Source organism: Microcoleus sp. CAWBG640 (assembly GCF_020883015.1).
GTDB classification, from domain to species: Bacteria; Cyanobacteriota; Cyanobacteriia; order Cyanobacteriales; family Microcoleaceae; genus Microcoleus; species Microcoleus anatoxicus.
Window position 1 is genome coordinate 1 of record NZ_JAHRFC010000119.1, and the last position, 11,219, is coordinate 11,219.

Here is an 11,219-nt window from a genome sequence, read left to right on the forward strand (position 1 = left end):
GATCGCAGGTGGTTATGCACGGGTTTTGCTCTATTTTACCTGTTTATCTTGCACTAAACTCTCGATCGCGCGATCGAAACCCAGGCCACGTCAAGTGCGATCGATATATTCAGCAAGCCCTAATTACTAATAGTTGATAAAAGTTAATAGGGATTAACAATAATTATAAGTTAAGTAGGTAGCTCTAATTAAAGGTAAAATGCTCTGGTGTTAGAGTCCCAACTTATTAAACAAGTCTAGACTCTGGGTATTATGTTTTTTTAGGTGGGTTTACCTCAGAATTTACCATTAACCACAAACTGACAAAGATTATGCGTATTGCTCGTGACATTACAGAATTGGTCGGCCGCACACCTTTGGTGCAACTCAACCGCATTCCCCAAGCCGAAGGGTGCTTAGCTCGGATTGTGGTCAAACTCGAAGGCATGAATCCTGCTGCCTCTGTCAAGGACCGTATTGGCGTGAATATGGTGAATGCAGCCGAAGCAGAAGGGCTGATTACTCCAGAGACAACGGTGTTAGTGGAACCGACTTCTGGCAATACTGGCATTGCTTTGGCCATGGTGGCGGCGGCTAAGGGTTATAAGTTGATTTTGACAATGCCTGATACGATGAGCACGGAACGTCGATCGATGTTACGAGCTTACGGAGCCCAATTAGAATTGACTCCAGGAATTGAAGGCATGAGTGGCTGCATCCGTCGCGCTCAAGACATTGTGGACAAAACGCCCAATGCTTATATGTTGCAGCAGTTTCGGAATCCTGCTAACCCCCAGATTCACCGGGAAACCACAGCGGAGGAAATTTGGGAAGATACAGATGGCGAGGTGGATTTCCTGATTTCTGGGGTTGGCACCGGCGGTACGATTACAGGTATTTCGGAGGTGATTAAGTCCCGAAAACCTGGATTTAAGACGATCGCCGTTGAGCCGGCTAACAGTCAGGTACTTTCCGGTGGTAAGCCTGGACCTCACAAAATTCAAGGTATTGGTGCTGGTTTTGTGCCACCGGTCTTGAATGTGGATACGATCGACGAGATTGTAGTTGTCAGCGATGACGAGGCGATCGCCTACGGGCGTCGCTTAGCCAGAGAAGAAGGACTGTTGTCTGGTATTTCTAGCGGTGCAGCCTTGTGTGCGGCCTTGAAAATTGGCAAGCGTCCTGAAAATGCAGGCAAATTGATCGTGATGATTCAGCCTAGCTTTGGCGAACGCTATCTGAGCACTCCCTTGTTCCAAGATCCAGAACTTAATCTGGCGGTGGCTGTCAACTAGAGCGATCGCGCCTTAGAATCGCCACAACCAAGAGCAGGGATGAGTGCATCTCAAGGAGTGCAAATATATTCGTATGATGCTCTAGCATGACCGCTGTAAATCTCTGGTTATCACTAATAAATTGTCTGCGGTCATGCTTCGCCTATGCAAAGTCGGGATGCTCCCCCAGGGCATACTATAGGCTTCCTGCTTGCCAACTATAGCAGTCGCCTTAACCATTAGGGCGATTGCTAGATCAATCTGCTCAAACTACAAATAAAAAACGTCCAAATGAAACGTAGCATCAGGATGGTAAAACTTGCCTTGTTCTGACGCAGAAAAATCATACTCAGATTTCATAATTTTCTATCTTGATAAGATTGTGTTTCAGTGAAAGTAGCTTTCCGAGCGGAAATAATCCGAATGATGCAGGAGGAGCTATCAGTTTGTTCAAAAGTATGAACAACAAGCCTGACAATGCCTGTTTCATCTAATCCTTATGAATTAATTTTTAACTTCCTGAAAAATTTTATAATATTCGCAAATTATTTCAATAAAAATATCCCCTTCTAACCGAAAATGACTCAAAGAAGATAAATCTAAATTAGCCGGGAAATTGAAAGGATAGGACAGGGAAGATAAGAAAGTTTCGGCATTTTCTTCAAGTTTTCTGAGTTTGACTTCTCCTACCCAAAAACAGTAATTTTCATCATCGGAATTGATGGGGCGAGAAATCACTAGGTGAAGAATGCGATCGAACTCGATCGCAACATCTCCGACTTCGGGGCCAAAGGTGAAGTCTAAACGCAAGCCAAGATTTTGAGGGCGAAGTGAAACCCCTACTAAATCGGCACTTTTTAAGTCTTCTAAAAAGGTTTTGAGGTTGAGTGCGATCGCGGTTGTCATAGAATCACTTTTTCTCCGGTATTATGTGTCTTAGCCCCTGGTTCAAATTTTATTTGAGTTCCATCTCGATTGTATCTACGACGGTAAATTTTGCCATCCGTCGCTCGTATTTTTGGCCCTGTACGGACTATTTCACCATTTGGTCTAATATTAATTATACTGCCATCTGGGTGTTCAAAGCTTTGATAGCCACCTTTTGTGCTGGTTTGAAATAGGAAGCCGTAACTCTCCAGTATGGCGATCGGTTCTGATCAGGTTTGTCCTGTCAAATCGGAAAGTTGTTGTGCGGCGGGATTCATTGGTTGTGAATGGGAAAGATTTTGAGCGATCGCCATGATTGATTATAAAACGGGCGATCGCTCTTTTAATGAATTATGGGCGATCGCCTTTCTGAATCGGGCTGAGAAATGGCGATCGCTCTTCCCAATTTCTGATTACAAAATTACAGGTTGTGTGAGACTTGACAAAAAATGGCAAAATCTGCCATAATTAAGATAACGAGTTAACTGAGGTAAGTAATACCCGTGACAAGCATGAATATTTCTCTACCTGACTCAATGCGAACTTATATAGAAGCACAGGTAGCTCAAGGTGGTTATAGTACAGCTAGCGAGTATTTCCGCGAGTTAATTCGCCAAGACCAAAAACGCAAAGCTTCAGAACGTTTGGAAGCGATGTTATTAGAAGGTTTGGAATCAGGAAATCCAACCGCGATGACTGAGGAAAATTGGATGGAGATTCGTCAAGCTGTGCGATCGCGTATTTCCCAGAATCAGGGGTTGCAGGAAGAAAAATGACCTCAATCCAAAAACGTCCGCAAGTTATCCGCGACTTGATTGAATTAGCAACTTACGTTAAAGTAAGTGCTATGTAGTCATTGAAAAAGTGAAAAATAACATGAGTATCGCCCACAACCCCGAAACAAAGCTGATGGAAAAAATTCGCAGTTTACCGCCAGATAAAATCACGGTATTAGAAGATTTTCTCGACTTCCTATTAACGCGAAGTGAAGCTCATCTTCTCGTTTATAATGCAACTAAACTCTCAGAAGCAGCTTTTGCTAAAATTTGGGATAACCCAGAGGATGCGGAGTATGACGAGTTATAATTTTGGTGATGTGGTTTTAGTTCCGTTTCCTTTTACCGATCAAACTACAAACAAAAAACGTCCAGCAGTTGTGATTAGTTCTGACGTTTATAATGCAGAATATCCCGATCGCATTCTGATGGGTATAACGAGTCAAGTTAGCAGTAGCCCGAAAGTAGGTGATATTATCATTGCAGATTGGCGATCGGCTGGTCTTTTAAAAGCATCTATGATTAAGCCTGTTATTACGACAATTGAGAAACAACTGATCCTCAAAAAGCTGGGAAGGCTTCAAGATGTCGATATCAAGTCTTTGAAAGAGGGATTGATTGGAATTATAGGTGATAATTGAGCGATCGGTCAACGAGTAATAGAAACCACATCTCCAGCATCATTAATCCGAATTGCTGAACCTGCTGGCAGCGACGATATCATAGTGCTAACTTGTCTCATCAAAGGTACAAGATGGTCGGGTCTGGTACTGCTAGAATCTAACACCACAATTGTAATAACACGATTTGCTAGATTTTGTTGATAGGGAAGATTTTTATCGGCGGTGATAAAAACATCAAAAGGATGATTCTCGGATCTATCCAGAATTTCCCGGTCTTTTAGCCCTCTCCACCCCATGTCATAAACATTGCTAATTGAATGACCCTCGTCTAAAAAAGGCTGCTTCAGTTTTTGACTCAAAAGATTTTCATCAAGCAGTATAAGCATTTAAATGACTTTCTAACGAGAGCATCATCTTAGTTACATTTTCTAGCACTTGAATGGCTTGACTTTCTAGGTAAGGAAAATCATTAATAAATTCTGCGAAACCGCTTTCACCTTCGAGGTAATCAAAAAAAGTTTTTAAGGGAACGCGAGTGCCGACAAATACGGGAACACCGCTCATAATTTCTGGATCGCTGTGAATAATTCCTTTTCTTTGTAGTAATTCTTCTATTTTCACGGGCTTTACTCCTTTATATCAAAAGAAGTGGGCAAGTCTAGCTGTAACTGATGAGTAATTATATCATAAATTTAGCAGGAGCGATCGCCATGATTGATTATAAAACGGGCGATCGCCCTTCTGAATTGTTAGAAAGGGCGATCGCTCTTTTATACTAATTGAAAAAGGGATCTCGCTATAATTCCAGATAGCGCTGTAAAATCTCTTGAGCTTGGGAAAATAGCTCCGATTCCAATTGGCCGACTTGTTGTACTAATCTCGTTTTGTCGAAAGTCATCGGATCGACACAGACTAGCAAACTATCTGCATCTAAACCATTTTGTGGGGATGCGGGTACTAAGATCGCAGCAGCAGAAATCCGAGGATCGTGAGGACGAGCGGAGGTAAATGGCAAAACAGTCACTTTGCTGCGTCGCTCGTTGAAGAGAGTACCAGAAATTACCAACGCAGGCCGCGTTTTGCGTATTTCTGTTCCTACTGACGGATCGAATCTAGCTATCCAGATACTTCCCAGTCGGTAATCGCTTGAGCTTGCCATTCCTCGTCCCATCCTAAATCTAGTTCGTCAATTAGCTTGCAAGCTTCTGCTAAAGCTTGGTTTTCTTGTTGTTTTCGCCATTGTTTTAAGAGAGATTCTATCAAAGCACTGGGGTTGGGCGCTTTTTGATTGACGTATGTGAGTAATTCATCTGGCAAGCTGATAGAGATGTTGCTCATTGGCTAATCAGAATAGTATTTTGCGATCATTTTAGCAATTATTGGCTGAAATGACAATTTTTTGTTAGTTGAATGCAAAATAAGGGCGATCGCCCTTCAGAATTGTTAGAAAGGGCGATCGCTCTTTTTTGACCGCTTGTGAGATCCTTCCTACCGTCAGGACAAGCTTGACAAACACGCACAAGCCATTCCTCATTCCTTCCTACTCAATACTTTGAATTAATTTAATGTTATTCCTCAGCCATTCATTGACCAAAACTTGAACGTCAATATTTTTATGTTCAGCAATTTTAGTCACAAACTGCTCGACATCAGCTTCGAGATAAATCGGATAATGAAACGTAGCATCAGGATGGTAAAACTTGCCTTGTTCTGACGCAGAAAAATCATACTCTGATTTCATAATTTTCTCTCTTGATAAGATTGTGTTTCAGTGAAAGTAGCTTTCCGAGCGGAAATAATCCGAATGATGCAGGAGGAGCTATCAGTTTGTTCAAAAGTATGAACAACAAGCCTGAAAATGCCTGTTTCATCTAAACCTATGGTAATCCATCTATCTTCATCTTGACTGTGTTCTTCATCATAGATTGTTAATTGATAAGAATCGCGGAAAATAGTTGAAGCCAAACGAAAACTTAATTGATGCTTGCGAATATTTTGCTTTTCTTTGGCTATATTCCAATCAAAGTTATAATCCAAGGGTATCGATCGTGAAATTAATGTATAAGCAAATTATAGCCTGACTTTTGAGTTGATGCAATTCGGATAGTTGAAAAAGGGCGATCGCTCTTCAAAAAGGAAGGGCGATCGCCATGATTGATTATAAAACGGGCGATCGCCCTTCTGAATTATTAGAAAGGGCGATCGCTCTTTTTTAACCGCAGATGAACGCTGATTAACGCGGATGTAGGAAGGGCGATCGCCTTTCTGGATAGTGGAAAAATGGCGATCGCACCCTATTTCCTTTGGGGAGATTCTACCAGTTCTGATTCCTGAAGACGTTGCGATAATAGGCAATCTTCAAAGCTCAAAGCTTCTGAGTCTAGAAAACTAGCGATCGCCATTTCGATCGCAGCTTCGAGAGAGCATTCTAGTTGCGTAGCTTTTTCTATCAGGGCGACTTTCACATAGTCCGGCAAATGGGTCATCAGCGAATGAATAGCGGATGGTGGCAAGTGTTGGATGTTGAGGGTATGATTCATTGTTCTCTGGGGATTTTAACGTTGTAGGGAGGATTTGTAGCTTGCAGGATGAGGGTTTCTAATTCATATAATAACCCTGGTTTTTGCCATTGGTTGAGGGTAACGAAAGCGATTCTCACATCATCTGGATCGTAGCGATCGAGCCAGCCCCAGAGAAAGGCTTTGTGACCACCTCGCAGTCGATCGCGGAGGTTCTTGGCTTTGCCGATGTAGAGTAATCCTTGAATGCGATGTCGAAAGGCGTATAAACCAACTTTAGCAGGAATGGTGTCGAAGTCGCGGCTGAGGGGATTGCATCTATCGAAGGGGGTAAAGGCGAGATTATCGAGAATTTGGCGGGCTTCTTGCTGGATGGGGTTGGTCATGGAAATTGGGAGATGGAAGCGGTTATTCCATCCTACAAGTAGAAGCGATCGCCCTTTTAACAAAAAACTGATCGCGAATTCATTCCAAAGAGCGAGATCCTTTCTGAATCTGGTGCAAAAAGGGCGATCGCTATTTTGATTATAAAACGGGCGAGATCCCTTCTGAATTGTTAGAAAGGGCGATCGCTCTTTTTTGACCGCAGATGGACGCAGATTAACGCGGATGTAAGAAGTGCGATCGCTCGTTTGATGAATTATGGGCGAGATCCCTTTTGGTCTAATATGAATGATAATGACCTTAACTAAGCATGACACCTCAGCAGAAGTTTGAAATTATCTTTACGCGCCCTGTCTTCCAGCATCTTGCAGCGATCGATCGCAAGTATTATTCATTAATCCGCACTACAATAGAGGAGCAGTTGAGCTATGAGCCAGAGCTAGAAACGCGCAACCGCAAACCGTTACTGGAACCTTCTGAACTAGGTGCTACTTGGGAGTTACGATTTGGGCCGAGTAATCGGTTCCGAGTGTTTTACGAGACTAACCTTGATACCTATGAGGTTTATATTTTGGGAATTGGAGTAAAAGTTGGCAATCAGTTATTTATAGGAACAGAGCAGACTGAATCATGAAAATAGTTTCTTTAGCTGAAATTATAGCAAAATTTGCTGATTACTTGAGTGCCGATCGCGGAGAGCCAATTTTAATTACAGAAAATGGTCAACCAGTAGCGGCAATGACTTTAATTAGAGATCCCGAAGCTCTAGAGCGTTTCTTATTGGCTAATAATCCCAAATTCAATCAAGTTTTGGAGAAATCTCGGCAAAGTTTGAAAGAAGAGGGAGGATTGAAGTCGGAGGATTTCTGGAATTTAGTGGATAAATGAGCTTTTTTGGAGACTCAATACGAGTAAATTCCAGAGATCGCGATCGCCCTTCTGAATTATTAGAAAGGGCGATCGCTCTTTTTTGACCGCAGATGGACGCAGATTAACGCGGATGTAAGAAGTGCGATCGCTCGTTTGATGAATTATGGGCGATCGCCCTTCTGAATTATAAGAAAGGGCGATCGCTCATCCGACTATCTAATAACTTTATTTTTTGCCTCCCAAAAAGCCTGTAAAGGACTCATCGTTTTTGCTGTCATTTCATTGATCGCAGCTTGTGCTTGGTTTACATTAGGTGCTCTGACATTTGTAGCTTCATTGTCATCGGCTCTAGTTGCAGTTGCAACAGTCAAATGAAGGTGAGGAGACTGATTTGGTATAATCCCAGGATTACCAATAGGTGTTTCCTTAGCTGTCACTGATAAATTGAATTTACTTGTACCAGCTGCTAGATGTAAGTACCACCAAAAACGATTGACAGGTTTTCCGTCTACTTTTTCCTGAACAGCAATAGCCCTTCCAGTACCATAATAGTCTGGGATATCTTTAACAACTATGCCATCGACTGGTGAGTGAATCACATTTGTTGTCGAAGCTGAGATATCGACACCAGAGTGAATCCAACCAAATTTTTGGATGTAGCCTTTGTCATAGGCATAACCAGATTCTGATTCGATTAAGCTACCTTTAAAAATTGCTTTGGAAAGCTCTACATACACTTGACGTACTTGTTGACTCCGTTCAATCGTCTGAAGTTCAGAGTACAACTTAGAGTTATTCTTCGGATCTTCTTGATTAGAATAAAGGAAAGAATCACCTGTCTGCAAATCCCACCAGTGATCGTCACCTAAGACTGGCTGATTAGGAACAGATATAGACGGAAGAGAGCCTTTATTAATACCAAGCGTCTGGTTAATAAGTTTGGCTGATTCATCGGCAGCTTGAGCATAGTCTTTGCTGTAGACATGATTTCCATCTTCTCCAGCCAAGGTTAGCCAAGCATAGGCAGCTTTGTAAATGTTGCTTTTACCAGCAAAGTGTTGATCTAATGGTTGTTGGTCTGGCTCTGTTGTCCAACTATGGAGTTCACCTGTCTGGGCTTTGTTTTGAATGATCAGCAGTTTTTGATCGTAAAGCCCTTGAGCAGCCTTAAGTTGAATATCTTTGTTAGCTAAGAACTCCTGATCGGAAACACCAGGAGCAAATGCCTGTCGCTCATTTTTGCCCATTTGGAAAGCTCCCAGGTAGCCTTTACCATTGTTGGCTTGCCAATTACCACCACCAGATTCAGTAGCTAAGATTGACATTACAAAGAGTCCCACTTCTTCGCGGATAACACCTTTCTTTATTGAATCAACAACATCCTTCGCAAAACTACCCTTGATATTGGAGTTTACAATTCCACCTTTGCTCACTGCTCTTCTAGCGGATATGATGTCGGGAATAGAACTCAAGTCTCCACCGATTGTGGAAGCATTATCCGCAAATTTGAGATAATTGGATTGACCATTTCCTTCCTCATATGCGATCGCCTTAACGCCATTCCAGGAAATGTGACCCTTCTCAAAGTATTGGATGAGCGTTCCATCCCCTTGGCCCTTTTCCGCACTCTTCGGAGCGCCCAACCAGCCATCCAATCCACCTGTTTTCAAGAATTCCTGACGGATAGCACCATAAAGCGGGAAAGTTCCATTTTTACTGCTGACGATCGACCCTTTGTCAAATGTCTGATAGCTCACGCCATTATAGTTGATGGCATCAGAAGTCGGATTGCCCAGTGTTGCTTTATAATTCTGGAAAACCGGATAGAAACTGCCACCAATAGTGCGTCCGTTGATAGAAATTGAACTAGGTGGTGGATTGGTTATAACTGGATTGGTTATAACTGGATTGGTTATAACTGGATTGGTTGTACCTGGATTGGTTATAACTGGATTAGTTGTACCTGGATTGGTTATAACTGGATTGGTGTTAGCTGGAGGCAGTAACGGCGGGTTTCCAGGTGGGTAGCCCTTCGTGTATGCACTCGGTACCCAGTAAGATTGTCCGTTTACATTTGTCCGAAACCACAAAGCATCTTGCTGCTTTGTAGTGAGATCCGGGACTGCTTCCCCGTAAGTCCAGGCATCGAAAGTGACGGTTTTTTGGTATGCCACATTCACACTGCTACGATCGCTCAAATTCGTGCTATTGCGGAGGTTAACACCATCAGTTGACCAAATAATCGAGGTGAAACTGCCTGTTTTGATGTCATAAGTTGCTCGTTCCCAAGGCGTGACTTTTCCTTCCAAACCCCAAGTTGTCGGACTCAAGAAAGGACTAGGCGTGTAACTTTGCGGCTTAGTTTCCTTCGCCACTTGCACAGCTTTATTCAAATTCACCACCCCAAAACCCGTTTCCTGATCCCATCCGGGCTCCTTCAAATCGATCGCACTTCCAGTCAAAATGTCAATAATTTGCTTAGGGTTTAAATCGGGATTAGCCTCCCAAACCTTAGACGCCATCCCCGCCGCCTTAGCTGCGGATGCCGAAGTTCCCGACATCGTACCAATATCATCACCAACAGTCGATAAAGTCGGATTGTCGATCGTACCTCCGGGCACTAAAATATCCAAACCATAGCCGTAGCTGGAATAATCCGATCGCCCAAATCCATCAGACGAACCAACCGTGATAATATTCTCAAACTCCTGGGAAGATTGACCCAAAACAGACATCACACCGCCGTCATTTCCCGCCGCTACAACTAACAGCACTCCACTCTGACGCGCATTTTCCAAAACCGCACGTTCTCGGTTCGTAAATTCGTAACGAGTGGTAATGGTTCCGTCAGCATTCTTTTGAGTTAAATCGAGGGGAAGAAGGGCGATCGCATTCTTCTGCTTTTGTCCTTTCGCTTCACTCACAAAATCATTTAAAGCTAAATCCCATTCCCCAGAACCAATTGCCCGACTTAGATACACATTGGCCTTATCATTGTAGCCATCAATGCCTTTGTCGTTGCCTTGAATCGCACTAACTAAACCCCAGTTAAAAGTGCCATGTTCGTTACCAGTACCGGCAGTAAACAAAGGATTGCTGTCTTTGTCAATGCGATCGCGCCCCAATGTCACTTTAGAATAATCCAGATCGGGATTGTTCGGCGCAAATCCAGTATCGATGATGCCGATAAAAGGCGTCGGCTGAATAATTGGTTTCGACTCAACAGGCGGTTCAACTATAACCGAAGGTTGGGGTTCATCCACAGGTGGCGTTGTCGTAACAGACGGTGTTGTTGTAACAGGCGGAGTTACAGCCACCGGTGGTTTAATCACAGGTAGCGTTGGCGGTGTTACAGGTACTGGTGGGGTTGTTACGGGTGAAGTTGTCGCAACTGGCGGTTTTGTTTCCACAGTTGGCGTTACAGCTACGGGTGAAGTTGTCGCAACTGGCGGTTTTGTTTCCACAGTTGGCGTTACAGCTACGGGTGAAGTTGTCGCAACTGCTGGTTTTGTTTCCACAGTTGGCGTTACAGCTACGGTTGGTTTTGTCTCAACTGGCGCTTTTGTTTCCACCGTTGGCGTTACAGCTACCGGTGGTTTTGTCTCAACTGGCGGCTTTGTCTCCACAGTTGGCGTTACAGCTACGGTTGGTTTTGTCTCAACTGGCGGTTTTGTCTCCACAGTTGGCGTTACAGCTACCGGTGGTTTTGTCTCCACAGTTGGTTTTGTTTCCACAGTTGGCGTTACAGCTACCGGTGGTTTTGTCTCCACAGTTGGTTTTGTTTCCACAGTTGGCGTTACAGCTACCGGTGGTTTTGTTTCCACAGTTGGTGTTACAGCTACCGGTGGTTTTGTCTCCACAGTTGGC

The 11,219-nt window shown here is 43.4% G+C and carries 20 protein-coding genes; 8 read left to right on the top strand and 12 right to left on the bottom strand.

Annotated features, from left to right (window positions below; genetic code table 11):
• Window positions 1-311 precede the first annotated feature (311 nt).
• The gene (cysK, locus tag AAFP11_RS27825) at window positions 312-1,274 is read left to right on the top strand and encodes a cysteine synthase A (RefSeq protein WP_341739939.1); all 963 of its coding nucleotides are present in this window, start codon (window positions 312-314) and stop codon (window positions 1,272-1,274) included.
• Window positions 1,275-1,757: 483 nt separating this feature from the next.
• Here cysK and AAFP11_RS27830 read toward each other — a convergent pair whose 3' ends face one another.
• A complete protein-coding gene (locus AAFP11_RS27830; protein WP_340524389.1) occupies window positions 1,758-2,159 on the bottom strand; it encodes a hypothetical protein in 402 nt (133 codons plus the stop codon).
• 333 nt (window positions 2,160-2,492) lie between these two features.
• Here AAFP11_RS27830 and AAFP11_RS27835 point away from each other — a divergent pair, with 333 nt between their 5' ends.
• The 4 genes from AAFP11_RS27835 to AAFP11_RS27850 all read left to right on the top strand — a co-directional run bounded on the left by AAFP11_RS27835 (window position 2,493) and on the right by AAFP11_RS27850 (window position 3,597).
• Window positions 2,493-2,648 carry a hypothetical protein gene (locus tag AAFP11_RS27835; RefSeq protein ID WP_341739940.1) on the top strand — a complete coding sequence of 52 codons (156 nt, stop codon included), beginning with the start codon at window positions 2,493-2,495 and terminating at the stop codon, window positions 2,646-2,648.
• A gap of 44 nt (window positions 2,649-2,692) precedes the next feature.
• Complete coding sequence (locus tag AAFP11_RS27840; protein ID WP_228055978.1) at window positions 2,693-2,956, top strand: type II toxin-antitoxin system ParD family antitoxin; 264 nt, start codon at window positions 2,693-2,695, stop codon at window positions 2,954-2,956.
• A gap of 100 nt (window positions 2,957-3,056) precedes the next feature.
• Window positions 3,057-3,266 carry a toxin-antitoxin system, antitoxin component, Xre family protein gene (locus tag AAFP11_RS27845; protein WP_341739941.1) on the top strand — a complete coding sequence of 70 codons (210 nt, stop codon included), beginning with the start codon at window positions 3,057-3,059 and terminating at the stop codon, window positions 3,264-3,266.
• Window positions 3,253-3,597, top strand: a complete 345-nt coding sequence (locus AAFP11_RS27850) for a type II toxin-antitoxin system PemK/MazF family toxin (protein WP_341739942.1) — start codon at window positions 3,253-3,255, stop codon at window positions 3,595-3,597. Before AAFP11_RS27845 ends, AAFP11_RS27850 begins: the two co-directional genes overlap by 14 nt.
• A gap of 8 nt (window positions 3,598-3,605) precedes the next feature.
• On the opposite strand, the gene AAFP11_RS27855 is transcribed toward AAFP11_RS27850, so the two are convergent.
• From AAFP11_RS27855 to AAFP11_RS27900, 10 genes are all read right to left on the bottom strand, one after another.
• Entirely contained in the window at window positions 3,606-3,965 is a 360-nt protein-coding gene (locus tag AAFP11_RS27855; RefSeq protein WP_341739943.1) for a DUF5615 family PIN-like protein, read from the bottom strand.
• The gene (locus tag AAFP11_RS27860; RefSeq protein WP_341739944.1) at window positions 3,949-4,200 is read right to left on the bottom strand and encodes a DUF433 domain-containing protein; all 252 of its coding nucleotides are present in this window, start codon (window positions 4,198-4,200) and stop codon (window positions 3,949-3,951) included. Before AAFP11_RS27860 ends, AAFP11_RS27855 begins: the two co-directional genes overlap by 17 nt.
• A gap of 175 nt (window positions 4,201-4,375) precedes the next feature.
• On the bottom strand, window positions 4,376-4,738 hold the full coding sequence (locus AAFP11_RS27865; protein ID WP_341739945.1) for a type II toxin-antitoxin system PemK/MazF family toxin: 363 nt from the start codon (window positions 4,736-4,738) through the stop codon (window positions 4,376-4,378).
• Window positions 4,696-4,917, bottom strand: a complete 222-nt coding sequence (locus tag AAFP11_RS27870; RefSeq protein ID WP_293178664.1) for a hypothetical protein — start codon at window positions 4,915-4,917, stop codon at window positions 4,696-4,698. Before AAFP11_RS27870 ends, AAFP11_RS27865 begins: the two co-directional genes overlap by 43 nt.
• 38 nt (window positions 4,918-4,955) lie before the next feature.
• Window positions 4,956-5,099 (bottom strand): hypothetical protein, encoded by a 144-nt coding sequence (locus AAFP11_RS27875; RefSeq protein WP_341739946.1) that lies wholly within the window; start codon window positions 5,097-5,099, stop codon window positions 4,956-4,958.
• A gap of 20 nt (window positions 5,100-5,119) precedes the next feature.
• On the bottom strand, window positions 5,120-5,320 hold the full coding sequence (locus AAFP11_RS27880) for a hypothetical protein (protein WP_096829431.1): 201 nt from the start codon (window positions 5,318-5,320) through the stop codon (window positions 5,120-5,122).
• Entirely contained in the window at window positions 5,317-5,616 is a 300-nt protein-coding gene (locus tag AAFP11_RS27885) for a BrnT family toxin (RefSeq protein WP_341739947.1), read from the bottom strand. The genes AAFP11_RS27880 and AAFP11_RS27885 overlap by 4 nt, the downstream gene beginning before the upstream one ends.
• Before the next feature lie 33 nt (window positions 5,617-5,649).
• Window positions 5,650-5,934: a hypothetical protein gene (locus tag AAFP11_RS27890; protein ID WP_341739948.1), complete on the bottom strand. Its 285-nt coding sequence runs from the start codon at window positions 5,932-5,934 to the stop codon at window positions 5,650-5,652.
• Window positions 5,874-6,119 carry a hypothetical protein gene (locus AAFP11_RS27895; protein ID WP_341739949.1) on the bottom strand — a complete coding sequence of 82 codons (246 nt, stop codon included), beginning with the start codon at window positions 6,117-6,119 and terminating at the stop codon, window positions 5,874-5,876. The genes AAFP11_RS27890 and AAFP11_RS27895 overlap by 61 nt, the downstream gene beginning before the upstream one ends.
• Complete coding sequence (locus tag AAFP11_RS27900; protein ID WP_341739950.1) at window positions 6,116-6,799, bottom strand: GIY-YIG nuclease family protein; 684 nt, start codon at window positions 6,797-6,799, stop codon at window positions 6,116-6,118. Before AAFP11_RS27900 ends, AAFP11_RS27895 begins: the two co-directional genes overlap by 4 nt.
• Between AAFP11_RS27900 and AAFP11_RS27905 the strand changes: the two genes are divergently transcribed.
• The gene (locus AAFP11_RS27905) at window positions 6,793-7,116 is read left to right on the top strand and encodes an addiction module toxin RelE (protein WP_341739951.1); all 324 of its coding nucleotides are present in this window, start codon (window positions 6,793-6,795) and stop codon (window positions 7,114-7,116) included. The two genes, AAFP11_RS27900 and AAFP11_RS27905, sit on opposite strands and share 7 nt — an antisense overlap.
• On the top strand, window positions 7,113-7,370 hold the full coding sequence (locus AAFP11_RS27910; RefSeq protein ID WP_341739952.1) for a type II toxin-antitoxin system Phd/YefM family antitoxin: 258 nt from the start codon (window positions 7,113-7,115) through the stop codon (window positions 7,368-7,370). Before AAFP11_RS27905 ends, AAFP11_RS27910 begins: the two co-directional genes overlap by 4 nt.
• Before the next feature lie 194 nt (window positions 7,371-7,564).
• Here AAFP11_RS27910 and AAFP11_RS27915 read toward each other — a convergent pair whose 3' ends face one another.
• Window positions 7,565-10,762 (bottom strand): S8 family serine peptidase, encoded by a 3,198-nt coding sequence (locus AAFP11_RS27915; RefSeq protein WP_341739953.1) that lies wholly within the window; start codon window positions 10,760-10,762, stop codon window positions 7,565-7,567.
• On the opposite strand from AAFP11_RS27915, the gene AAFP11_RS27920 reads away from it, so the two are divergent.
• Window positions 10,729-11,219 (top strand): hypothetical protein (locus tag AAFP11_RS27920; RefSeq protein ID WP_341739954.1); only part of this gene is annotated, 491 nt, incomplete at its 3' end. The genes AAFP11_RS27915 and AAFP11_RS27920 overlap by 34 nt on opposite strands.

Excerpts from the sequence above, each read along its gene's own strand:
- cysK (WP_341739939.1), top strand. The coding sequence starts at position 312 with ATGCGTATTGCTCGTGACATTACAGAATTGGTCGGCCGCACACCTTTG.
- AAFP11_RS27830 (WP_340524389.1), bottom strand. The coding sequence starts at position 2,159 with ATGACAACCGCGATCGCACTCAACCTCAAAACCTTTTTAGAAGACTTA.
- AAFP11_RS27835 (WP_341739940.1), top strand. The coding sequence starts at position 2,493 with ATGATTGATTATAAAACGGGCGATCGCTCTTTTAATGAATTATGGGCG.
- AAFP11_RS27840 (WP_228055978.1), top strand. The coding sequence starts at position 2,693 with ATGAATATTTCTCTACCTGACTCAATGCGAACTTATATAGAAGCACAG.
- AAFP11_RS27845 (WP_341739941.1), top strand. The coding sequence starts at position 3,057 with ATGAGTATCGCCCACAACCCCGAAACAAAGCTGATGGAAAAAATTCGC.
- AAFP11_RS27850 (WP_341739942.1), top strand. The coding sequence starts at position 3,253 with ATGACGAGTTATAATTTTGGTGATGTGGTTTTAGTTCCGTTTCCTTTT.
- AAFP11_RS27855 (WP_341739943.1), bottom strand. The coding sequence starts at position 3,965 with ATGCTTATACTGCTTGATGAAAATCTTTTGAGTCAAAAACTGAAGCAG.
- AAFP11_RS27865 (WP_341739945.1), bottom strand. The coding sequence starts at position 4,738 with ATGGCAAGCTCAAGCGATTACCGACTGGGAAGTATCTGGATAGCTAGA.
- AAFP11_RS27870 (WP_293178664.1), bottom strand. The coding sequence starts at position 4,917 with ATGAGCAACATCTCTATCAGCTTGCCAGATGAATTACTCACATACGTC.
- AAFP11_RS27880 (WP_096829431.1), bottom strand. The coding sequence starts at position 5,320 with ATGAAATCAGAGTATGATTTTTCTGCGTCAGAACAAGGCAAGTTTTAC.
- AAFP11_RS27895 (WP_341739949.1), bottom strand. The coding sequence starts at position 6,119 with ATGAATCATACCCTCAACATCCAACACTTGCCACCATCCGCTATTCAT.
- AAFP11_RS27905 (WP_341739951.1), top strand. The coding sequence starts at position 6,793 with ATGACACCTCAGCAGAAGTTTGAAATTATCTTTACGCGCCCTGTCTTC.
- AAFP11_RS27910 (WP_341739952.1), top strand. The coding sequence starts at position 7,113 with ATGAAAATAGTTTCTTTAGCTGAAATTATAGCAAAATTTGCTGATTAC.